Consider the following 21,084-nt stretch of genomic DNA (forward strand, 5'->3'; position numbering starts at 1 on the left):
AAAGAAAAATCAGAGCAGCACGATGTCGTATTGCTCCTGCGCCATGGCGGCTTCGGCCTGCAGGGAAATCGGTTTGCGGATGAAGTCGCTGAGGCTGGCCAGGTGCTGGCTTTCCTCGTCGAGGAAAAGCTCTATCACCTTGGGCGAGGCCACGACCCGGAATTCGCGCGGGTTGAACTGCCGGGCTTCGCGCAGGATCTCGCGCAGGATGTCGTAGGTCACGCTGCGCGCGGTCTTGACCACGCCCTTGCCCATGCAGGCGCTGCAGGGCTCGCACAGCTGGTGGGCCAGCGATTCGCGGGTGCGCTTGCGCGTCATCTCCAGCAGGCCCAGCGCCGAAAAGCCGTTGACCGTGGTCTTGATGCGGTCGCGCGCCAGCTGCTTCTGGAATTCGGCCAGCACCGCGTCGCGGTGGTTTTCCTTGATCATGTCGATGAAGTCGACGATCACGATGCCGCCCAGGTTGCGCAGGCGAAGCTGGCGCGCGATGGCCTGCGAGGCCTCCAGGTTGGTCTTGAAGATGGTGTCGTCGAAATTGCGCGCGCCGACAAAACCGCCGGTGTTGACGTCGACGGTCGTCAGCGCCTCGGTCTGGTCGATGATCAGGTAGCCGCCGGACTTCAGATCCACGCGCCGGCCCAGGGCCTTGGCGATTTCCTCGTCGATGCTGAAGAGGTCGAAGATGGGCCGCTCGCCGCCGTAGTGCTGCAGCTTCTGCTCGGTGGCCGGCATGAACTCCACGGCGAAGGTCTTGAGCTTTTCGAACTGCTCGCGCGAATCAATGCGTATGGTCTGCGTGCCTTCGACCACCAGGTCGCGCAGCACGCGCTGCAGCAGGTTCAGGTCCTGGTGCAGCACCGAGGCCGGCGGCAGCCGCACCGATGCGCCCTTGATGCGCGCCCAGGTCTTGCGTAGGTAGGTGATGTCCTCGGCCAGCTCGGCATCCGTCGCGTCCTCGCCGTTGGTGCGCAGGATGAAGCCGCCGCCCATATCGCCTGCGAGGGCCTGCACGCGCTGGCGCAATTCCTCGCGCTGGCGCGGCGGTATCTTCTGCGACACGCCGATGTGGTTGTCTTGAGGCAGGAAGACCAGCAGGCGGCCGGCGATGCTGATCTGCGCCGTCAGGCGCGCGCCCTTGGTGCCTATGGGGTCCTTGAGGACCTGCACCATCACCGCCTGGCCTTCAAAGAGCTGCTTTTCAATCGGCTGCAGCGAGGCCATCACCGGCGTGGTGAGCCCGCCCGCGGCGGCGGCCTGCGCGTCGCTGTCGGCATGGCGGCTGTTGATGCTGCTCATGAGGTCGGCCACGTGCAGAAAGGCCGCGCGGTCCAGGCCGATGTCGATAAAGGCCGACTGCATGCCGGGCAGCACGCGCGCGACCTTGCCCAGGTACACATTGCCGACCAGGCCGCGCTCCAGCGTGCGTTCGACGTGCAGCTCCTGCACCGCGCCGTGCTCGACCACGGCGACCCGGGTTTCCTGGGGCGACCAGTTGATCAGGATGTCTTGTTGCATGTGGGTCCTGAAAAATGTGAAGGCTCAGAGGCTAGAGGCGAATGCCGGCGGCCTTCAGCAAAAGCGCCGTTTCCCTCAGCGGAAGCCCCATGATGCCACTGTAACTGCCGTCTATCCGGCTGATGTGCATCGCCACCCTGCCCTGCACCGCATAGGCGCCGGCCTTGCCCATGGGCTCGCCGCTGGCGACGTAGCGGCGGATTTCGGCCGGCGTCAGTTCGTCAAAACTCACGCGTGAAGTGCTCAGCGCTTCAAAGCGGCGGCGCCCGGCCTGCACGGCCACGGCCGTCAGCACCCGGTGCGTGCCGCCCGAAAGTTCGCCCAGCATACGGACGGCGTCTTTCGCATCGTCGGGCTTGCCGTAAATCACGCGTCCCATGGCCACCGTGGTGTCTGAACACAGGATGGGCGCCGGCGGCAGCTTGCGCCGGTTCATGCGGGCGACTGCGGCATCAAGCTTCAGGCCGGTGACGCGCTGCACGTAGGTGGCGGGCGCTTCATTCTTGAGCACCGCTTCGAGCGATTCGGCGTCTTCGTCGGCATCCGGCAGCAGCAGCTCGTGGCGCACGCCGAGCTGCTCCAGCAGCTGCCGCCGCCTCGGGCTTTGCGAGGCCAGGTAGATAAATTCAGGCATAAAAACAGGGTTTAGCGGTTGGCCGGGGGAGTTCAACATCAGCAGGGGCCGCGGGACTGGCTTTGCCAGACCGCAGGCGCAGCGCCCCCTCGGGGGGCAGCGCATTACACGAAGTCGAAGACGCAGTGAAAAGCGTGGGGGCCTCTATTCTCTGTGGTAGGGGTGATTGATGGTGATGCTCCAGGCGCGGTAAAGCTGCTCGATCAGCAGCACACGCACCATGGCATGGGGCAAGGTCAGGTCCGACAGGCGCAGGCGTTCGTGCGCGGCTTTCTTGAAGCCGGCGTCCAGCCCGTCGGGCCCGCCTATGACGATGGCGACGTCGTCGCCGGAAAGCTGCCAGGCCTTGAGCCTTTCGGCGAGCGCCACGGTGGTGACGGCCGTGCCGCGCTCGTCCAGCGCCACGACGTGCGTGCCGCGGGCGATGCTGGCCTCAATGCGCCCGCGCTCCGCGGACAGCAGGTTGTCCAGGGTTTTGGAGGCGCGCGGCTCGGTCTTGACGGCCTTGAGCTCTACCTTGAGCTCGGGCGGAAAACGTTTGGCGTAGTCGTCATAAGCCGTCTGCGCCCAGTCGGGCACCTTCTGGCCGACGGCTACGATCGTCAGCCTCATTTGCTCCGGGGAGCGGTTTTCCTGGCGGCGGGTTTGCGGGCCGCCGTCTTGGCAGCGGTTTTCGCCGCGGTTTTCTTCGCCGCGACCTTCTTGGCCACGGGCACCTTGATGATGGGCGTCTTCACGGCCGGCTTGGCCGACTTCGCGGGTGCGGCCTTGGCGCCGGCTCGGGCGGGTTTGGCGGCAGGCTCGGCGACGGTTGCCGTCGCATTGCGTTTGGCGGTCCAGTCGTTGGTCTTGCCGACGCGGCCCACATAGCTTGAATCAGGTGCTTTGGCCGGTGCCGGTGCTTTGGCAGCGGGTTTTGCCGGCGCCTTGGCGGAGGACCTGCCAGCGGTTTTTGCACCGGCCTTGGCCGGAGATTTCGCGCCTGCACGGGCCGTTTTGGGCTTGGCCTCCGGCTCGACGACGGGCTTGGACGCCTTCACCAGCGGTGCGGGTGCGCCCAGCTTCTGCTTGATGGGCTTGTCGCCCCAGAGTTCTTCAAGGTGGTAGTACTGGCGTATGGTCGGCTGCATGATGTGCGCCACGGCGGCGCCGCAGTCGACGATGATCCATTCCCCGTTTTCCTCGCCTTCGATGCGCGGCTTGGCAAAGCCGGCGTCGCGCACCGCGTCGCGCACGCTGGCGGCCAGCGCCTTGGTCTGGCGGTTGGAGCTGCCCGACGCGATGATCACGCGCTCGAACAGCGAGGTGATGTGTTCGGTATCGAAGACCTGGATGTCCTGCGCCTTGACGTCCTCCAGGCCATCAATGATGGCGCGCTGCAGTTTCTGCACATCCTTTTTCTCGGTGGCGGCGGAGGTTTTGGCGATGGTGGAGGTCATGCAGTGTTTGCTTCGATAAGGTAAGGAATTAATGGGAACGGTAGAGCTGGTGCAGTGAAATATAACGCGCAACGGCTTCAGGAACCAAGCGGGTAATCTCCCCTGCGGTCGCCGCACCCGAGGCCGCCAGCTGGCGGATCTGGGTGGCGCTCACGGGCATCAGGGGGAGATCGAGCAGCGTAAAACGGTTGCTGCGGCTTTCATAAGCCTCAAACTGAGGCAGGACCGGCATGGATTGTGCGCGGCCAGCTATACAAATTATAGCAATATCCAGGATGTCCTGCCACCGGTGCCATTGCCGGAAGGCGGCGAACTGGTCGCCGCCTATGAACAGGTGGATTTGGGCGCCCGGATTCTCGGCCTGCAGCGCCGTGAGCGTGTCTATGGTGAAGGTCGGCCCAGGGCGTTGCACCTCGCGTTCGTCCACCTGGACGTGGGGGATGGCCTCAAACGCCAGCCTGGCCATGGCCAGCCGGTGCTCGGGCGCGCTCAAGGCCTGCGACTTGTGCCAGGCAATGCCGGTGGGCACCACGTAGAGCGTGTCCAGCCCGAACTGGGCAATGGCCGCCTCGGCCAGGGCCACGTGGGCCTTGTGCGGCGGGTCGAAGGCGCCGCCGAAGACGCCGATGCGCTTGTCCGGTGCGGGTGGCTGGGTGTTCAAACCCAGTCCCGCCTGGGCAAAAACTCCGTGTAAAGCCGCTCTTCGGGGCTGCCGGCCTCAACGCCGCGCTGGTAAGACCAGCTTGCCAGCGGCGGCATGGACATCAGGATGGACTCCGTGCGCCCGCCCGACTGCAGGCCGAAATGCGTGCCGCGGTCCCAGACGAGGTTGAATTCCACATAGCGGCCGCGCCGGTAGAGCTGGAATTCACGCTCCCGCTCGCCATAGGCGGTGTCCTTGCGCCGCTCGACGATGGGCAGGTAGGCCTGCAAAAAGCCATCGGCCACGCCTTGCATCATGGCAAAGCTGCGTTCCGGGCCCAACTCCTGGAAGTCATCGAAGAACACGCCGCCTATGCCGCGCTGCTCCTGCCGGTGCTTGAGGTAGAAGTATTCATCGCACCACTGCTTGAAGCGCGGGTATTTGTCGTCGCCGAAAGGCGCCAGCGCATCCTTGCAGGCCTGGTGGAAATGCACGGCGTCTTCCTCGAAGCCGTAGTACGGCGTCAGGTCCATGCCACCGCCGAACCAGCAGACGGGCGCATCGGGGCTGGCAAGCGGCGCCGCGGCCAGCATGCGCACGTTCATGTGCACCGTGGGCACATAGGGGTTGCGCGGGTGGAACACCAGCGAAACGCCCAAAGCCTCAAACGGCGCGCCGGCCAGTTCGGGCCTGTGCTGCGTCGCCGAGGGCGGCAATCTGGGCCCGCGCACATGCGAAAACCCGCAGCCGGCGCGCTCGAACACCCTTCCCTGCTCCAGGATCATGGTCAGGCCGTTGCCCTGCAACGTCTCGCCGGGCTCCTTTTGCCAGCGGTCGGCCACGAATGCCTGGCCGTCGATGGCGGAGATGGCGCTGGTGATGCGCTGCTGGAGCGCCAGCAAAAAGTCTTTAACGCCTGAAATATCGGTCATGCTGAGGCTCAAAAGCGAGGTTGGTCCCGCGGTCAGGGCTTGAGCGCGCGCCAGCCGATGTCCTTGCGGTACTGCGCGCCGTCAAAGCCCAGGCCCTGGGCGACTTCATAGGCGCGCTGCTGCGCGGCTTTCACCGTGCTTCCCAGCGCGGTCACGCAAAGCACGCGGCCGCCCGAGGTCACCGTCGTATCGCCGTCCTTGCGCGTGCCGGCGTGGAACACCATGGCGTCCTCGGGCGCATCGCCGGGCTTGGTCAGGCCGTGGATCACGTCGCCCTTGCGCGGATTCAGCGGGTAGCCGTGCGCGGCCATCACCACGCCCAGGGCCGGCCGGCGGTCCCAGTCGAGCTCGATCTGGTCCAGCGCGCCCGAAGTCGCCGCCATCATGACGTCGAACAGGTCGGTCTTGAGCCGCATCATGATGGGCTGGGTTTCCGGGTCGCCCATGCGGCAGTTGAATTCCAGCGTCTTGGGCTTGCCTTCGGCGTCTATCATCAGGCCGGCATAGAGGAAGCCGGTGAAGGGAATGCCGTCTTTTTCCATGCCCTTGATGGTCGGCAGGATGATCTCGCGCATGGCGCGGCCGTGCACCTCAGGCGTGACCACCGGGGCCGGCGAATACGCGCCCATGCCGCCGGTGTTCGGGCCTTCGTCGCCGTCCAGCAGGCGCTTGTGGTCCTGGCTGGTGGCCATCGCCGCCACGTTCTTGCCGTCGCACATCACGATGAAGCTGGCTTCCTCGCCCTGCAGGAACTCCTCGATGACCACGCGCGCGCCGCCTTCGTTGTGCGTCACGCCCAGCGGGTTGAAGTCCGGGTTGGGCGCGAGCATGAATTCGATGGCCTCGTGCGCCTCGTGCAGCGTCATCGCCACCACCACACCCTTGCCGGCCGCCAGGCCGTCGGCCTTGACGACGATGGGCACGCCTTTTTCGTCCACATAGGCGTGGGCCGCGGCCGCGTCGGTGAAGGTTTCATATTCGGCCGTCGGGATGCCGTGGCGCTTCATGAAGGCCTTGGAAAAGGCCTTGGAGCTTTCCAGCTGCGCGGCAGCCTTGGTCGGCCCGAAGACCCGCAGGCCGTGGGCGCGGAATTCATCCACGATGCCGGCGGCCAGCGGCTGCTCGGGGCCGACCACCGTCAGCGCGATTTTTTCGGCCTGCGCCCATTCGCGCAGCGCCTTCACATCGGTGATCGCGATGTTTTCCAGCCGCGAATCGAGCGCGGTGCCGCCGTTTCCGGGCGCGACGTAGACCGCCTGCACCTTGGGGGACTGCGCCAGTTTCCACGCCAGGGCGTGTTCACGGCCGCCGCCGCCCACTACGAGAACTTTCATGCTGCTGCTTTCATTGATTGCGGTTGTTTGTTGTTGTTTCTTTATGCGTCTTCGGACAGGGCCGCGTTGTGGAACACGTCCTGGGTGTCGTCCAGGTCTTCCAGCACGTCCAGCAGCTTTTGCATCTTGCGGGCGTCGTCGCCGCCCAGTTCAATCGTGTTGTCGGCGCGCATGGTGACTTCGGCGATCTCTGGTTTGAGGCCCGCGGCTTCCAGCGCGTTGCGCACGGCTTCAAAGCCGGTGTAAGGCGTCAGCACCTCAATCGCGCCGTCTTCATGCGTGATCACGTCGTCGGCGCCGGACTCCAGCGCCACTTCCATGATTTTGTCCTCGCTGGTGCCGGGCGCAAAAATCAGCTGGCCGCAGTGCTTGAACTGGAAGGCCACCGAGCCTTCGGTGCCCATGTTGCCGCCGTGCTTGGAAAACGCGTGGCGCACTTCGGCCACGGTGCGCACCTTGTTGTCGGTCATGCAGTCGATGATGATGGCCGCCCCGCCTATGCCGTAGCCTTCGTAGCGCACCTCTTCGTAATGCACGCCTTCCAGGCTGCCGGTCGCCTTGGCGATGCCGTATTTGACGTTTTCATTGGGCATGTTGGCCGCTTTGGCCTTGTCCACCGCCAGTCGCAGCCGCGGGTTGATGCTCAGGTCGCCCCCGCCCATGCGGGCCGCCACCATGATTTCGCGCATCACGCGCGTCCAGATGCGCTGGCGCTTTTCGTCCTGCCGGCCCTTGCGGTGTTGAATATTCGCCCATTTACTATGACCAGCCACGACGCAAACCCCTTTTTCAATGCTTTTCGGTGATTAATTGATTTAATCTACAACTCGCATTTTACTTTTTCACCCACCGCACACCCCCATGGCCGAAACCACCGCACTTCCCCTGCTCATCGCCCGCAACGCCGACACCCAGTGCGAACTGCTGCCCGGCTTGGCGAACCGCCACGGCCTGATCACCGGCGCGACCGGCACCGGCAAGACCGTCACGCTGCAGACCCTGGCCGAGAATTTCTCCAAAATCGGCGTGCCGGTCTTCATGGCCGACGTCAAGGGCGACCTGACCGGCATCAGCCAGGCCGGCACGATCGGCGCCAAAATGGCCGCCGTCCTCAAGGAGCGCGGCATAGACATCCCCGAATCGCTGGCCTGCCCGGCCACGCTGTGGGACGTCTTCGGCGAGCAGGGCCACCCGGTGCGCGCCACCGTGTCCGACATGGGGCCGCTGCTGCTGGGCCGCATGCTCAACCTCAACGAGACCCAGGCCGGTGTGCTCAACCTGGTGTTCAAGATCGCCGACGACAACGGCATGCTGCTGCTGGACCTCAAGGACCTGCGCGCCATGCTGCAGTACGTGGGCGACAACGCCAGCGAGTTCACCACCCAGTACGGCAACGTCAGCGCCGCCAGCGTGGGCGCCATCCAGCGCGGCCTGCTGCAGGTCGAAAGCCAGGGCGGCGAAAAATTCTTCGGCGAGCCCATGCTCAACATCAGCGACTTCATGCAAACCGTTGATGGCAAAGGGGTGATCAACATCCTGGCCGCCGACAAGCTCATGAACTCGCCGCGCCTCTATGCCACCTTTTTGCTGTGGATGCTGTCCGAGCTGTTCGAGCAGCTGCCAGAAATCGGCGACCCGGAAAAACCCAAGCTGGTCTTCTTCTTCGACGAGGCGCATTTGCTCTTCAACGAAGCGCCCAAGGCGCTGGTCGAGCGCATCGAATTGGTGGTGCGCCTGGTGCGCTCCAAGGGCGTCGGCGTCTATTTCGTGACGCAGAACCCGCTGGACATCCCCGATTCGGTGCTTGCCCAACTGGGCAACCGCGTGCAGCACGCGCTGCGCGCCTTCACCCCGCGCGACCAGAAAGCCGTCAAGGCGACTGCGCAGACCATGCGGCAAAAGCCCGGCCTGGACATCGAAACCGCCATCACCGAGCTGGCCGTCGGCGAGGCGCTGGTCAGCCTGCTGGACGCCAAGGGCCGGCCCGGCATCACCGAGCGCGTCTTTGTGCTGCCGCCCGGCAGCCAGATCGGCCCCATCACGCCGCAGCAGCGCCAGGCCCTGATCCAGGGTTCGCTGGTGGCGGGCGTCTATGAAAAAACCGTGGACCGCGAATCGGCCTACGAAAAAATCAAGGGCCGCGCCGACGCGGCCGCCACTGAAGCCGCCAAGGCGCCCCAGGGCGGTGCGGCCGGCACCAGCGACTCGGGCGGCATCATGGGCGGGATCAACGACGTGCTGTTCGGCACCACCGGCCCGCGCGGCGGCAAACACGACGGCCTGGCGCAAAGCATGGCCAAGTCGGCGGTGCGCACCATGGGCTCGGCCGTGGGCCGCGAGATCATCCGCGGTGTGCTGGGCAGCATCTTCGGCGGGAAAAAACGCTGAGGCAATTCTTTTTTCTTCACTCTTTCACCCTCTCCCCCTGGGAGAGGGTGGGGGCTGAGCGCTGCGGCTCCGGATGCGCCTGCGCGCATCTGGACAGCGCGAAGAAGCCCAGGCTCAGCCTGGCTGCGGTCTGCAAGACAGGGCCGACGCCCCGTGATCAAGCACGGCGATGCATCACACGCCGCAGCCCCTCATCCCAGCCTTCTCCCAGAGGGAGAAGGAGCAATGCAGCTGTCGCAAATTGGCGACCCGGTGCAAGCCGGGCTTGTCAAGCCCGGCACGCATCGCTACATTGGTTTTTTTGAAGGATACGTAATGCCTGCTGAAGTTGCCGCCCCGTCTTCCGGTTCCCAGCCCGTTCCGCCCGCCTCGACCGCGCCTGTCGCGCCCACCGCCTCCACCACCTCCACGTCCCACATCCGGCTGACCTCGCATGCAGGCGGTTTCGGCGCGTTGCCCATCCACTGGGGCGCGGCCACCCCCGCCGAACGCGGGCCGGTGGTCGGCACCACCACCAAACGCAGCCACCGCAACGTCATCGGCACGCACAGCGGCTCCTACAGCGTCTACCGCGCGCTGGCCGTCGCCTCCGGGGCGCTGTCGGCCAAGCACAAGGCCGACCTCACCAACACCTCGCCCACCGACGTCATCGGCCCCTACCCGCAGTGGAGCGAGCCCGGCCGCATCGCCGCCATGGACCCCTGGGGCGCCATGGTGGCCGACGTTTTTTCGGCCGAGCTGGCCGCCGGATACGACATACGCCCGACCATCGCGGTGACGCAGGCGCACGTCATCCTGCCCGAGGTCATCGAGGCCCTGCAGTCCGGGCGCCTGAAGGCCGACGGCAAATACCTCACGGCCGGCGGCGCGGCCATGGTCACCAAGGTCGCGGTCGAGCCGGTCTGGTACCTGCCCGAAGTCGCCCGGCGCTTCGGCTGCAGCGAGACGGATTTGCGCCGTGTGCTCTTCGAGGAAACCGGCGGCATGTACCCCGAACTCGTCACGCGCAGCGACCTGGAGGTGTTCCTTCCTCCCATAGGCGGCCTCACGGCTTATATCTTCGGCAAGCCGCGCGACCTGGCCAACCCCGACATCGAGCTCACCGCCCGCGTGCACGACGAATGCAACGGCTCGGACGTCTTCGGCTCCGACATCTGCACCTGCCGCCCCTACCTCACGCACGCCATCGAGGAATGCATCCAGGGCGCGCAGCGCGGCGGCGTGGGCCTGGTGTCCTACTTCCGCAAGGAAGGCCGGGCGCTCGGCGAAGTCACCAAGTTCCTGGTCTACAACGCCCGCAAGCGCCAGGTGGGCGGCGACACCGCCGACCAGTACTTCGCCCGCACTGAATGCGTGGCCGGCGTGCAGGACATGCGCTTCCAGGAGCTCATGCCCGACGTGCTGAACTGGCTGGGCATACGCAAGATCCACAGGTTGGTCTCCATGAGCAACATGAAATACGACGCCATCACGCGCGCCGGCATCGAGGTCGTCGAGCGCGTCAACATCCCCGACCACATGATTCCCGCCGACGCCCAGGTCGAGATGGACGCCAAGATGGCGGCCGGCTACTTCACGCCCGGCGCCGTGCCCGACGCCGAGGAACTCAAAAAAGCCAAGGGCCGGGGGCTGGATGTCTGAAGCCACCATTCCCCCTGTCAACGCCGCCTTCACCATCGCCGGTAACCTGCGCGGCATAGGCGCCGCGGCCGAACTGCGCTCCACCGCCACGATCCGCACGCGCGCACGCGCCCTGCTGGAACGCGCGCGGCGCGGCGAATCGGCCTGGTTTACCGTCAACGACAGCGCCCTGTCCACCGCCGCCGGGCTGGTCGCCGAAGTCACGCGCGCCCGCTACCCGGACCTGAAGATCCCCTATCACTCGCGCTGGCGGCATTTCGAGGCCGGCGGCATCAACCGCCCGGCCCTGCTCAGCGAAGCGCTGGCCTCGGCCACACCGGCCGGCCGTGCCCGCGCGCAGATCGACCTGGCCCTGGTCAGCGTGCTGCTGGACGCCGGCGCCGGCCCGCAGTGGCGCTACCTCGAAGCCGCCCAGGGCGAAAAGCCCGGCTGCGAATACAGCCGCTCCGAAGGCCTGGGCGTGGCGAGTTTTCACGCCTTCATGTCCGGCCTGTTTTCCAGCGACCCGCAGTACCCGCTGCAGGCCGATGCCGCCGGCCTCAAGGCCGTCACGGCCGAACAGCTGGCCGCCGCCTTCCAGGTCACCGACAGCAACCCGCTGGTCGGCCTCGAAGGCCGCGCCGCGCTGCTGCGCCGCCTGGGCCAGGCCATGCAGGACCAGCCAGCGCTCTTCGGCCCGCGCGGCCGGCCCGGGCATTTGTTTGAAGTGCTGGTGCTGCCCGGTAAAAACACCATAGAGGCGCATGAGCTGCTGTCCCTCCTGCTGACAGGCCTGTCGTCCATCTGGCCGGCGCAGAACATGATGGGCAACATCCCGCTGGGCGACTGCTGGCGGCACGCGGCGGCCGGCGACGCGGACGGCGGGCCCAGCCAGGGCTGGATGCCGTTTCACAAGCTGTCGCAGTGGCTCACCTATTCGCTGCTCGAGCCCTTTGAGTGGGCCGGCGTGCAGGTCAACGGGCTGGACGCCCTGACCGGCCTGCCCGAGTACCGCAACGGCGGCCTGTTCCTCGACGCCGGCGTGCTGCTCCTCAAGGATCCGGCCCAGGCCGCGCGCCTGCACGATGCCGGCGACGAACTCATCGTCGAATGGCGCGCGCTCACGGTGGCGCTGCTTGACGAGCTCGCGCCGCTGGTGCGCGGGCAGTTAGGATTGACCGCCGGACAGATGCCGCTGGCTTGCGTGCTGGAAGGCGGCACCTGGGCTGCCGGCCGCGCACTGGCACAGCAATTGCATCAAGGTTTACCGCCCCTGAACATCGAAAGCGACGGCACGGTTTTCTGAGATTTTTCCCGGGATTCGGCAAGACACGACCCAACACAAGAACAGAGGCACACACCTACATGACCATCCTCAGCGACAAAGTCCACCTGATAGACCACCCCCTGGTGCAGCACAAGCTCACCCTCATGCGCCGCAAGGATGCCTCCACCAACACCTTCCGCACCCTGCTCAACGAGCTCAGCATGCTGATGGCCTATGAGGTCACGCGCGACATGCCCATGCAGGACATCGAGATCGAAACCCCGCTCGAAAAAACCACCTCCAAGGTCATAGACGGCAAGAAGCTGGTGTTCGTCTCCATCCTGCGCGCCGGCAACGGCATCCTGGAAGGCATGCTCAGCGTGGTGCCCGGGGCGCGCGTGGGCCACGTCGGCCTCTACCGCGACCCGAAAACGCTGACGGCCGTCGAGTACTACTTCAAGATGCCGCACGACATGGAAGAGCGCGACATCGTGGTGGTGGACCCGATGCTGGCCACCGGCAACTCGGCCATCGCGGCCGTCGAGCGGCTCAAGGAACTCAACCCCAAGTCCATCAAGTTCGTCTGCCTGCTGACCTGCCCTGAAGGCATCAAGGCCTTGCAGACCGCGCATCCGGACGTGCCCATCTACACCGCAGCGATTGACCGTGAGCTCAACAGCCACGGCTACATATTGCCCGGCCTCGGTGACGCCGGCGACAGGATCTTCGGAACCAAATAAATGCACACCCCTGTCGGACGCTCACTGCGTGTAGCGCCTTCTCCCCTTGCAGGGGACTGCGCCTGCGGCCCGGCAAAGCCGGTTCCGCGGCCCATGCTTGAAAAAGCGGGAGCCGGTGACCTGTTGATTTTTTGCCGCTGTTTTTCCTGAACCTGAACCCACCAACCCGGAGAGTCCCATGTTTCAAGCTTCGCACTTCAAGCGCCGCCAACTCGTCCTGCTGGCCACGGCCGCCGCCATTGCCCTGCCCGGCCTGGCTTTCGCCCAGGCCAAGACCAAGGTCGCCGCGCTCTACACCGTGCCCTTTGAACAGCAATGGGTCAGCCGCCTGCACAAGGCGCTGAAAGCCGCCGAAGCGCGCGGCGAGATCGAATACAAGGCGACCGAAAACGTCTCCAACGCCGACTACGAACGCGTGATGCGCGAATACGCCACGGCCGGCAACACGCTGATCGTCGGCGAGGCTTTCGCCGTCGAGGCCGCGGCCCGCAAGGTCGCCAAGGATTTCCCGAAAGTGTCTTTCCTGATGGGCTCGTCCGGCAAGGTGCAGGCGCCCAATTTCTCGGTGTTCGACAACTACATCCAGGAGCCGGCCTACCTGAGCGGCATGATCGCCGGCGGCGTGACCAAGACCAACAAGATCGGCATGGTCGGCGGCTTCCCGATTCCCGAAGTCAACCGCCTGATGAACGCCTTCATGGCCGGCGCGAAAGAAACCAACCCCAAGGTCGAGTTCAGCGTGAGTTTCATCAACAGCTGGTTTGACCCGCCCAAGGCCAAGGAAGCCGCCTTCGCCATGATCGACAAGGGGGCAGACGTGATGTACGCCGAGCGTTTCGGCGTGAGCGACGCCGCCAAGGAAAAAGGCAAGCTCGCCATCGGCAACGTCATCAACACGCAGGACAAATACCCCGACACCGTGGTCGCGTCGGCCTTGTGGAACATGGAGCCCAGCATAGACCGCGCCATCAAGCTGGTCAAGGAAGGCAAGTTCAAGGCCGAGGACTACGGCCCGTATTCGATGATGAAGTACAAGGGCTCCGAGCTTGCACCGCTGGGCACCTTCGAGAAGAAGGTCCCGGCCGACATCGTCGCCAAGGTCAAGGCCAAAGAGAAAGACATCCTGGACGGCAAGGTCACCATCAAGGTCGACGACAGCCAGCCCAAGTCGACCACCAAGTAAAGCCTCAACCGGAAAGCGCGCCGTATGCATGACCTGTTTTGCCTGCGGCGCCTCCTCCCGTCCCGGCTGGCGGCTTTTTTGGTCGCCGGGCTGCTGGCCTTCAGCCTCAGCGGCTGCGCCACGCGGGCGGCCACCGGCACGCCGGTGCGGCTCGACGACACGCCGCGCATCGCGGTGATGTCGGCCTTTGAGCCCGAACTCACCCTGCTGCTGGCGCAGTTGCAAAACCCCGCCCGCCACCGCATCAACGGCATAGACTTCACCACCGGCACGCTGCAGGGCAAGCCGGCTGTGCTGTTTCTCTCGGGCATCAGCATGGTCAACGCGTCGATGAGCACGCAGCTCGTGCTGGACCGCTTCAACATCCACGGCATCGTCTTCAGCGGCATCGCCGGCGGTGTCGACCCCGCCCTGCACATCGGCGACGTCAGCGTGCCGGCCCAATGGGGCCAGTACCTCGAGGTGCTGATGGCGCGCGAAACCGCGCCCGGTAAATTCACCATCCCGCCGCGCATGGAAGCCCAGACCATGGCGCCCTTCGGCATGCTGCACCCGCGCCCGGTGGAAACGCGCACCGCCGCCAGCCCGGCGCCGCTGCGCAAGTTCTGGTTCGAAGTCGACCCGCGCATGCTGGCCACGGCCCGCAGCCTGGGCGCCCTCGCGCTGGAGTCCTGCAACGCCGGCGTCTGCCTGACGCACAAGCCGCAGTTGCTGGTGGGCGGCAACGGCGTCTCCGGCCAGGCCTTTGTCGACAACGCGGCCTTCCGCGAATACACCTTCAAGACCTTTGGCGCCAATGTGCTCGACATGGAAACCGCCGCCGTGGGCATGGTGGCCTACAGCAACGGCATTCCCTACATCGCCTTCCGCTCGCTCAGCGACCTGGCCGGCGGCGGCGAAGGCGCCAATGAGATGCTCACCTTCATGAACATCGCCGCGGACAACTCGGCCAAGGTGCTGCTGGCCTTCCTCCTGGCATGGACACCCTGATGGGGCTTTCGCTCCCTCTCCCCCTGGGAGAGGGTTGGGGTGAGGGCCGGCGGCCTTTGAACACCCGCAGCGCATCCAGCGCCGCACACCCTCATCCCCACCTTCTCCCAGAGGGAGAAGGAGTAACACCATGAGAACAGCCGCAGCGCTCCCCTCTTCACTCCCTCGCCCCTCCGGGGAGAGGGTGGGGGTGAGGGGCCGGCTGCCTTCAAACACGAGCGGTACACCCTCCAGCACCGCCGGCCCCCATCCCAGCCCTCCCCCAGCGGGGGAAGGAGCCACACCGTGACAGCCGCCCCCGTCCTCCGCCTCACCGGCATCACCAAACGCTTCGGTCCCCTCGTCGCCAACGACGCGATCTCGCTGGAATTGCACGCCGGCGAAATCCTCGCCCTGCTCGGCGAGAACGGCGCCGGCAAGTCCACGCTGGTGTCCATCCTGTTCGGCCACTACACGGCCGACGAAGGCAGCATCGAAATCTTCGGCAAGCCGCTGGCGCCCGGCAACCCGCGCGCGGCGCTCGAAGCCGGCATCGGCATGGTGCACCAGCATTTCACGCTGGCCGACAACCTCAGCGTGCTCGACAACGTGATGATGGGCAGCGAACCGCTGTGGCAGCCCTTCTCGCGGCGCGGCGCCGCGCGCGCAAAACTGCTGGACGTCGCGCAGCGCTTCGGCTTGCCGGTGGCACCCGAAGCCAAAGTCGGCAGCCTGTCGGTCGGCGAACGCCAGCGCGTCGAGATCCTCAAGGCCCTGTACCGCGGCGCGCGCATCCTGATCCTGGACGAACCCACGGCCGTGCTGACGCCGCAGGAAAGCGAGGCGCTCTTCGACACCCTGGGCCAGATGGTGGCGCAGGGGCTTTCCATCATCTTCATCAGCCACAAGCTCGGCGAGGTGTTGCGCGTCTCGCAGCGCGTGGCCGTGCTGCGGGGCGGCAAGCTGGTGGCCCTGGCGCCGGCGGCGGGCACCAGCCAGGCGCAGCTCGCGCAGTGGATGGTCGGCCACGCTGTCACGGCCGCGCAGCGCCGGCCCGCGCTGGCGGCGGGCGCGGCGGTCTGCACGCTGGACGGCGTCAGCACGGCCGACGCCGGGCGCGACCGGCTGGACGCCGTCTCGCTGCAACTCAAGGCCGGCGAGATCGTCGCGATTGCCGGTGTCTCGGGCAACGGCCAGCTCGCCCTGGCCGAACTGCTTTGCGGCACGCGCACTGCCAGCCGGGGCACGGTGAGCTTCCTGGGCCAGCCGCTGAAGGCTTCGCCCGCCTGGCTGGTCACGCAAGGCGTGGCGCGCATCCCCGAAGACCGGCATGGCGTGGGCATGGTCGGCGACCTCAGCGTCTGGGAGAACGCCGTCTCCGAGCGCCTGCGCAGCCCGGCGTTCTCCAGAGCGCTGTGGGTCAAGCGCCAGGCCGCGCAGGCCCACGCGGCGCGCATCGTGCGCGAGTTCGACGTGCGCGGCGGCGGGCCGCACACGGCGGCGCGCTCGCTGTCCGGCGGCAATATGCAAAAGCTCATCCTCGGGCGAGCGCTGGTTGCGCCTTCGTCCGAAGCCGCACCCCAGCCAGCCAAACTCATCATCGCCCACCAGCCCACCTGGGGCCTGGACATAGGCGCCGTCGCCTACGTGCAGCAGCGACTGATCGCCGCGCGCGACGCCGGCGCGGCGGTGCTCGTGATCTCCGACGACCTCGACGAAGTCATGGCACTCGGCGACCGTGTGGCGGTGATGCACGCGGGCCGGCTCACCGAGGCCTTGCCCGGCGAGGCCTGGACGCGGGAGGCAATTGGCCTTGCGATGGCGGGGGCACATTCATGATGCTGGCCCGGTCTTACTCCTTCTCCCTCTGGGAGAAGGCAGGGATGAGGGCCGGCGGCATACAAACAATGGCCGTGCGTGTTCGCCGTCAGCCCTCACCCCACCCTCTCCCAGAGGGAGAGGGAGAAGAATGAAGGCATGCCATGAGGCTTGAGAAGCGCACCCAGACCTCCAGGCTCGCACTGCTGCTGGCCCCGATAGGCGCAATCGCCTTCACGCTGCTTGTCAGCGCGCTGCTGGTGCTGTGGGCCGGCGCGCCGCTGGGACAGACCTACAGCCTGTTGTTCAAGGGCGGTTTCGGCTCGGTCTTTGCGCTCAGCGAAACCCTGACGCGCGCGATCCCGTTGATCCTCACCGGCCTGGCCGCCACCGTGGCCTTCAAGGCGCGGCTCTTCAACATAGGCGCCGAAGGCCAGCTCTACGCCGGCGCGCTGGCCGCCGTGGCCGTGGGCGGCCTGCATGGCGGCACGGGTTTTGAGCTGCCCGTCTGGCTGCTGTTCGGCCTCATGATGCTGGCCGCCGCACTGGCCGGCGCCCTGCTGCTGCTGGGGCCGGCCTTGCTGAAAGCGCGACTCGGCGTCGACGAGGTCGTCACCACCCTGCTGCTCAACTTTGTCATGCTGCTGTTTGTCTCGGCCATGCTGGACGGCCCCATGAAAGACCCGACCGCCATGGGCTGGCCGCAAAGCGTGGCACTGCTGGGCGAGCTGGAGCTGTCCAAACTGATCGAGCAGACGCGCATCCACACCGGCCTGTTCTGGGCCTGCGGCCTCGCCGTCGCGCTGTGGGCCTTGCTCAAATACACGGTGCTGGGTTTTGACATACGCGCCATGGGCGCCAACGCCAAAGCCGCCGCCTTTGCCGGCGTTCCCGTCACCCGCACCGTGGTGCTGGTCGCCCTGCTGTCGGGCGCGCTAGCGGGCCTGGCCGGCGCCATCGAAGTGGCCGGCCGCACCAGCTACGTCACGCTGGACATGTCGCCCGGCTACGGCTACACCGGCATCGTCATCGCCATGCTGGCCGCGCTGAACCCACTGGGCGTGATAGCAGCCGCCGTGTTTGTGGCCGGCGTGCTGGTGGGCGCCGACACCATGAGCCGCGCGGTGGGTGTGCCCACCTATATCGCGGATGTGATCGTGGCAGCTTCGCTGATTTCGGTGCTGGTGGCGACGCTGATGACGCAGTACCGGTTGGTGTGGAAGATCAGAAAAGCATGAAGCGCACCGCCATGTCCGCACGCAAAGAATCTTGCTCCTTCTCCCTCCGGGAGAAGGCAGGGATGAGGGATCCCCGCTTCCTGACCCCGAATCCTCTCCTTCCCCCGCTGGGGGAAGGCCGGGATGGGGGCCAGCGGCCTCAACACCGCAGCCGGCCCTCACCCCAGCCCTCTCCCAGAGGGAGAGGGAGCTTGCACGCGCAAGGCTTTCTGATTTCTCTCCTTCCCCCGCTGGGGGAAGGTTGGGATGGGGGCTGCCGGCGCCAACACGGCCGTCGGCCCCCACCCCTGCCCTCCCCCAGAGGGGGAGGGAGTTTACTCACGGAGGCCTGCCATGTCTGACCTCCTGGACATATTGAGCGCCGCCCCTTTCTGGATCGCCGTATTGCGCATCGCCACGCCGCTGATCCTCGGCACCCTGGGCGTGCTGCTCTGCGAGCGCGCCGGCGTGCTCAACCTCGGCATCGAAGGCATCATGGTGGCAGGCGCCTTCAGCGGCTGGCTGGCCGTCCATGCCGGCGCGCCGCTGTGGGTGGGCGTGGGTGTGGCGTCGCTGACCGGCGCCGTCTTCGGCCTGCTGCACGCCTTCCTCACCGTGGGTCTGGCGCTGTCACAACACGTTGCCGGCCTGGGCATCACCCTGCTCGCGACCTCGCTGAGCTACTACGGCTACCGCGTGAGCTTCCCCAAAGTCGACACACCGCCTACCGTCACGCCCTTCGCACCCATGCACTGGCTGGACGGCACAGGCCTCAACGTGCTGGCCGCGCAAACCCCGCTCACGCTGCTGGCCCTGGCCCTGGTGCCGCTGGTCGCCTGGCTGCTCTACCGCACGCCGGCCGGCCTGGCCATCCGCATGGTCGGCGAGAACCCGCAGGCCGCCGAAGGCCAGGGCGTCTCGGTCGCGGCCACACGCACGGCCGCCATCGTCGCCGGCTCGGCTCTGATGGGCGTGGCCGGCTCCTTCCTCACGCTGTCGGCCTTCAACGCCTTCTTCTTCAACATGGTCAACGGCCGCGGCTGGGTCTGCGTGGCGCTGGTGGTGTTTGCCTCCTGGCGGCCCGGCAAGGCATTGCTGGGCGCCCTGCTCTTTGCGTTTTTCGACGCGCTGCAGCTGCGCCTGCAAACCGCCGGCCTGGTCAACGTGCCCTACCAGGTCTATCTGATGCTGCCTTACCTGCTGTCCATCCTCGCGCTGGTGCTGGTGGCGCGCAAGGCGGCGTATCCTCAGGCGCTGATGAAACCTTATCGCAAGGGTGAGCGCTGATGCGCAGCCGCCAACACGAAAGCGCCGACCCGGCCTTCCTCAACGAAAAAACCGCACGCAAACAGGCGGAGCGGCAACTCCTGCTGGACGCCATGAGCGGCGGGGTGGAAGCCGCCCCCATCGAATGGGCGCCCGGCAATGCCATCCCGCCGGCCATGCTGGCCAGCCCGCGCATCCGGTTGCGCCCCTGGACGGACGCCGACCGCGAGCCGTTTGCCGCCATGACCGCCGATCCTGAAGTCATGCGGCACTTTCCGGCGCTGCTGACCCGCGAAGAGAGCGACGCCTGGGTGGACCGCATGATGCGCAAGATCAGCGAGCGCGGCTGGGGATTCTGGGCCCTCGACTACACCAGCGAGACGGCGACTGCGCCGCAATTCGCCGGCTTCACCGGCCTCAACATTCCCGACCCGGAACTGCCCTTTGGCCCCTGCGTGGAAGTGGGCTGGCGGCTGGCACCGCGGTTCTGGGGCCTGGGCCTGGCCAGCGAGGCGGCACGGCTGTCCCTGCGCGCGGGTTTCGAATCACTGGGCCTGGAAGAGATCGTCGCGGTGACGACGCTGCGCAACACCCGCTCACGCGCCGTCATGCAGCGCCTGGGCATGCAGGAGAGCACGGCCGACGAATTCGACCACCCGGCTTTCCCGCCCGACAACCCCGAACGGCGCTGCTGTGTGTACCGCCTGCCCCGCGCGCGCTGGTCCGCGAACCCGCAAAATCGCCGCTGAAAGGCTTACCCCATGCTCGACCTCCTGATCACCAACGCCTCCCTCCCCGACGGCCGCACCAACATCTCCATCGCCGTGCAGAACGGCAAGATCACCGCCGTCGAAGCCGGCCTGCAGGCACCGGCCCATGAAACGGTGGACGCCGCCGGTTACCTGCTGAGCCCGCCCTTTGTCGACCCCCATTTCCACATGGACGCCACGCTGAGTTACGGCCTGCCGCGCGTCAATGAAAGCGGCACGCTGCTCGAAGGCATCGCGCTGTGGGGCGAACTCAAACCGCTGCTCAAGGCCGAGGCACTGATCGGACGCGCCCTCGCCTACTGCGACTGGGCCGTCGCCAAAGGCCTGCTGGCGATCCGCAGCCACGTCGACACCAGCGACGCCAGCCTGCTGGCCGTCGACGCCTTGCTGGAAGTCAAAAAACAGGTCGCGCCTTACATAGACCTGCAACTGGTCGCCTTCCCGCAGGACGGCGTGCTGCGCACCCCCGGCGGCATCAACAACCTGGAGCGCGCGCTCGACAAGGGCGTCGACGTGGTCGGCGGCATCCCGCACTTTGAACGCACCATGGCCGACGGCGCCACCAGCGTCAAGCTGCTCTGCGACATCGCCGCCGAACGCGGCCTGCTGGTCGACATGCACTGCGACGAATCCGACGACCCGCTGTCGCGCCACATCGAAACCCTGGCCTATGAAACCCAGCGCCTGGGCCTGCACGGCCGCGTCAACGGCAGCCACTGCACCTCCATGCACAGCATGGACAACTACTACGTCAGCAAGCTGCTGCCCCTGATCGCCGAAAGCGGCGTCAGCGTCATCGCCAACCCCCTGATCAACATCACCCTGCAAGGCCGCCACGACACCTATCCCAAACGCCGCGGCATGACCCGCGTGCCCGAACTCATGGCCGCAGGCGTCAACGTCGCCTTCGGCCACGACTGCGTGATGGACCCCTGGTACGGCATGGGCAGCGCCGACATGCTCGAAGTCGCCCACATGGGCCTGCACGTGGCGCAGATGACCAGCCAGAAAGGCATACGCGCCTGCTTCGACGCGGTGACTAGCAACGCCGCCAAAGTCATGCACCTGCACGGCTATGGCCTGGACGTGGGCTGCGACGCGAGTTTTGTGTTGCTGCAGGCGCGCGACCCGGTGGAGGCGATCCGGCTGCGGGCGAACCGCTTGAAAGTGTGGAAGAAGGGGACGCTGCTGGCGGAGACGCCTGAGGTTTCCGCCCAACTGCAATTGCCAGGGCGCCTGCCCTCCACCCGTTTCATGCTTTCCCGTTAAACCCCATGCCAGCCAACCAGCCTGGGCATTGAACCTCAAGGTAAAAGTGCAAAACGCCACTTTTACCTTGAAGAACCAGG

At 66.3% G+C, this 21,084-nt stretch carries 19 protein-coding genes; 11 read left to right on the plus strand and 8 right to left on the minus strand.

The window, feature by feature from the left end; all coding sequences use genetic code 11:
• Positions 1–9 precede the first annotated feature (9 nt).
• From rng to ACLV74_RS10465, 8 genes are all read right to left on the minus strand, one after another.
• Positions 10–1,515 carry a ribonuclease G gene (gene rng, locus ACLV74_RS10430; RefSeq protein ID WP_411879326.1) on the minus strand — a complete coding sequence of 502 codons (1,506 nt, stop codon included), beginning with the start codon at positions 1,513–1,515 and terminating at the stop codon, positions 10–12.
• Positions 1,516–1,546: 31 nt separating this feature from the next.
• The gene (locus tag ACLV74_RS10435) at positions 1,547–2,149 is read right to left on the minus strand and encodes a Maf family protein (RefSeq protein ID WP_411879327.1); all 603 of its coding nucleotides are present in this window, start codon (positions 2,147–2,149) and stop codon (positions 1,547–1,549) included.
• Positions 2,150–2,293: 144 nt separating this feature from the next.
• Positions 2,294–2,761 (minus strand): 23S rRNA (pseudouridine(1915)-N(3))-methyltransferase RlmH, encoded by a 468-nt coding sequence (gene rlmH / locus ACLV74_RS10440; RefSeq protein WP_411879328.1) that lies wholly within the window; start codon positions 2,759–2,761, stop codon positions 2,294–2,296.
• Positions 2,758–3,588 (minus strand): ribosome silencing factor, encoded by an 831-nt coding sequence (rsfS, locus tag ACLV74_RS10445; protein WP_411879329.1) that lies wholly within the window; start codon positions 3,586–3,588, stop codon positions 2,758–2,760. The genes rlmH and rsfS overlap by 4 nt, the downstream gene beginning before the upstream one ends.
• 28 nt (positions 3,589–3,616) lie before the next feature.
• Entirely contained in the window at positions 3,617–4,249 is a 633-nt protein-coding gene (nadD, locus tag ACLV74_RS10450; protein WP_411879330.1) for a nicotinate (nicotinamide) nucleotide adenylyltransferase, read from the minus strand.
• Positions 4,246–5,163 carry an oxygen-dependent coproporphyrinogen oxidase gene (gene hemF, locus ACLV74_RS10455; protein ID WP_411879331.1) on the minus strand — a complete coding sequence of 306 codons (918 nt, stop codon included), beginning with the start codon at positions 5,161–5,163 and terminating at the stop codon, positions 4,246–4,248. The genes nadD and hemF overlap by 4 nt, the downstream gene beginning before the upstream one ends.
• 32 nt (positions 5,164–5,195) lie before the next feature.
• On the minus strand, positions 5,196–6,497 hold the full coding sequence (gene purD, locus ACLV74_RS10460; protein ID WP_411879332.1) for a phosphoribosylamine--glycine ligase: 1,302 nt from the start codon (positions 6,495–6,497) through the stop codon (positions 5,196–5,198).
• Between the two features lie 41 nt (positions 6,498–6,538).
• Positions 6,539–7,270 carry a YebC/PmpR family DNA-binding transcriptional regulator gene (locus ACLV74_RS10465; RefSeq protein WP_411879333.1) on the minus strand — a complete coding sequence of 244 codons (732 nt, stop codon included), beginning with the start codon at positions 7,268–7,270 and terminating at the stop codon, positions 6,539–6,541.
• An 88-nt stretch (positions 7,271–7,358) separates the two neighbouring features.
• Here ACLV74_RS10465 and ACLV74_RS10470 point away from each other — a divergent pair, with 88 nt between their 5' ends.
• The 11 genes from ACLV74_RS10470 (at position 7,359) to ACLV74_RS10520 (ending at position 21,004) form a co-directional block, all read left to right on the plus strand.
• Entirely contained in the window at positions 7,359–8,885 is a 1,527-nt protein-coding gene (locus ACLV74_RS10470) for a helicase HerA-like C-terminal domain-containing protein (RefSeq protein ID WP_411879334.1), read from the plus strand.
• A 315-nt stretch (positions 8,886–9,200) separates the two neighbouring features.
• Positions 9,201–10,526 (plus strand): GTP cyclohydrolase II, encoded by a 1,326-nt coding sequence (locus ACLV74_RS10475; protein ID WP_411879335.1) that lies wholly within the window; start codon positions 9,201–9,203, stop codon positions 10,524–10,526.
• Positions 10,519–11,811: a URC4/urg3 family protein gene (locus ACLV74_RS10480; protein WP_411879336.1), complete on the plus strand. Its 1,293-nt coding sequence runs from the start codon at positions 10,519–10,521 to the stop codon at positions 11,809–11,811. The genes ACLV74_RS10475 and ACLV74_RS10480 overlap by 8 nt, the downstream gene beginning before the upstream one ends.
• Positions 11,812–11,870: 59 nt before the next feature.
• Positions 11,871–12,512 (plus strand): uracil phosphoribosyltransferase, encoded by a 642-nt coding sequence (gene upp, locus ACLV74_RS10485; RefSeq protein ID WP_411879337.1) that lies wholly within the window; start codon positions 11,871–11,873, stop codon positions 12,510–12,512.
• A gap of 178 nt (positions 12,513–12,690) precedes the next feature.
• Positions 12,691–13,695 carry a BMP family protein gene (locus ACLV74_RS10490; protein WP_411879338.1) on the plus strand — a complete coding sequence of 335 codons (1,005 nt, stop codon included), beginning with the start codon at positions 12,691–12,693 and terminating at the stop codon, positions 13,693–13,695.
• 24 nt (positions 13,696–13,719) lie between these two features.
• Positions 13,720–14,685, plus strand: a complete 966-nt coding sequence (locus ACLV74_RS10495; RefSeq protein WP_411879339.1) for a 5'-methylthioadenosine/S-adenosylhomocysteine nucleosidase — start codon at positions 13,720–13,722, stop codon at positions 14,683–14,685.
• Between the two features lie 285 nt (positions 14,686–14,970).
• Positions 14,971–16,503: an ABC transporter ATP-binding protein gene (locus tag ACLV74_RS10500; protein ID WP_411879340.1), complete on the plus strand. Its 1,533-nt coding sequence runs from the start codon at positions 14,971–14,973 to the stop codon at positions 16,501–16,503.
• A gap of 143 nt (positions 16,504–16,646) precedes the next feature.
• Entirely contained in the window at positions 16,647–17,720 is a 1,074-nt protein-coding gene (locus tag ACLV74_RS10505) for an ABC transporter permease (protein WP_411879341.1), read from the plus strand.
• A gap of 333 nt (positions 17,721–18,053) precedes the next feature.
• Positions 18,054–18,986 (plus strand): ABC transporter permease, encoded by a 933-nt coding sequence (locus ACLV74_RS10510; RefSeq protein ID WP_411879342.1) that lies wholly within the window; start codon positions 18,054–18,056, stop codon positions 18,984–18,986.
• Positions 18,987–19,141: 155 nt separating this feature from the next.
• Complete coding sequence (locus ACLV74_RS10515; RefSeq protein ID WP_411879356.1) at positions 19,142–19,714, plus strand: GNAT family N-acetyltransferase; 573 nt, start codon at positions 19,142–19,144, stop codon at positions 19,712–19,714.
• A gap of 12 nt (positions 19,715–19,726) precedes the next feature.
• Positions 19,727–21,004 carry an amidohydrolase family protein gene (locus ACLV74_RS10520; RefSeq protein ID WP_411879343.1) on the plus strand — a complete coding sequence of 426 codons (1,278 nt, stop codon included), beginning with the start codon at positions 19,727–19,729 and terminating at the stop codon, positions 21,002–21,004.
• Positions 21,005–21,084: the final 80 nt, after the last annotated feature.

This window comes from Polaromonas sp. YR568 (assembly GCF_943369415.1).
In the GTDB taxonomy this organism is placed as follows: domain Bacteria; phylum Pseudomonadota; class Gammaproteobacteria; order Burkholderiales; family Burkholderiaceae_C; genus Polaromonas.